At 66.1% G+C, this 1,594-nt stretch carries 1 protein-coding gene; it reads left to right on the top strand.

Going from position 1 to position 1,594, the window contains the following annotated elements; translation table 11 throughout:
- The first annotated feature begins 111 nt into the window (after positions 1-111).
- Positions 112-1,584 carry an NF041680 family putative transposase gene (locus tag IU459_RS37090; protein WP_195134247.1) on the top strand — a complete coding sequence of 491 codons (1,473 nt, stop codon included), beginning with the start codon at positions 112-114 and terminating at the stop codon, positions 1,582-1,584.
- The last annotated feature ends 10 nt before the right edge of the window (positions 1,585-1,594 follow it).

The raw sequence follows: 1,594 nt of genomic DNA, 5'->3' as shown, positions 1-1,594 counted from the left end.
ATTTAACCTCCGCGGCCGGTGGACAGACCCCGGTTGATCATGCAAGCAGCCCTTGTCTGATGATTGCTGTTGCGACACAGACAATTTCACACAAGAGCTGCGGTGATAAGTATGACCGACGGCGGGTGCGGCGGCGTGCTCGGGGACCTGGCGACGTTCCGGCAAGACTTCTACGACTGCCTGACCAGGCGGGCGGATGCGTTGTTCGAGCTGTGTGAGGCGCTGTTGTGCGCCGACGGTCCGGTGCGGTCGCTGGTCGGGTTGTCCCTGGCTCCGGAGCATCGCCGCGGCCACGGGGCGTTGTACGACGCGGTGAACAGCGGCCGTGTCGAGATCGACCGTCTGAGAACTATTTTGGCTGGTGTGCCGTTGCCGCGCACGGCCGACGGACGGCTGGTGATGGCCGTCGATGTGTCGCCGTGGCTGCGCCCGGACGGCGCTACATCCCCGGACCGGTCCTTCTGCCACACCTATGGTCGCGGCCGCAACGAACACCAGATGGTCCCCGGCTGGCCGTACTCGATCATCGCCGCGCTCGAGACCGGCCGGACTTCGTGGACCGCGCCGCTGGACGCGCAGCGGCTCCGCCCCGGCGCGGACATTCTCGCGGTGACCGCTTCCCAGATCCGTGACCTCGTGGAACGGCTCATCACCGCTGGGCAGTGGTGTGAGAACGACCCGGACATGCTGTTCGTGCTCGATGCCGGATACGAGGGTCCGCGTCTTGCCTACCTGCTGTCGGATCTGCCGGTGCAGATCCTGGTGCGACTGCGCTCGGATCGGGTGTTCCGCCGCCCGGCACCGGAATACCTCCACCCGCCGCAGGGCGGCCGCCCCGCTCGTCATGGCGGGGAGTTCATCTTCAAGGACCCGGCCACCTGGGGCACCGAAGATGTCGTAACCCGCACTGACACAAGGGTTTACGGCACAGCTACCGCGCTGGCGTGGAATCGGCTGCATCCTCGGTTGCAACGCCGGACCGCGTGGGCGGACTGGGCCGGGCCGATGCCGATCCTCGAAGGCACCGTGATCCGGCTGACGGTCGATCAACTTCCCAGCGGCGGAGTGAACAAACCCGTCTGGCTGTGGTGGTCGGGCACCGACGCCACCGTCGGCGATGTCGATCGGTGCTGGCGAATGTTTCTGCGGCGCTTCGATATCGAGCACACCTTCCGAATGTGGAAACAGACACTGGGCTGGACCTGTCCGCAGTTGCGTGACCCCAGCTCGGCTGACCGCTGGACCTGGCTGATTATCACCGCGTATACCCAGCTACGGCTGTCTCGGCCTCTGGCTGCGGACCTGCGGCTGCCATGGGAGAAACCAGTTGCACCACAACGCCTTACACCCACCCGGGTCAGGCGGGGGTTTCGTCACATTCGCACGAAGACGGGGTCTCCGGCCAGTGCACCGAAACCCTCCCGGCCCGGCCCCGGGCGCCCACCCGGCGTCAGGAACCGGCACCATGCCACTCGCCATGACGTGGGATTGGTCCTGGCCACCGGCCACGCCTACACCCGCCCGGCCCACCACAAGAAGGGCACCAAACCCCGCCGAACAGCGCATATACCCAGCGGAGGTTAAATTTCAAGCT

This window comes from Nocardia amamiensis, assembly GCF_015477605.1.
GTDB lineage: Bacteria > Actinomycetota > Actinomycetes > Mycobacteriales > Mycobacteriaceae > Nocardia > Nocardia amamiensis_A.
The sequence above is the reverse complement of the archived record's forward strand: the minus strand, read 5'-3'. Positions and strand labels throughout refer to the sequence as shown.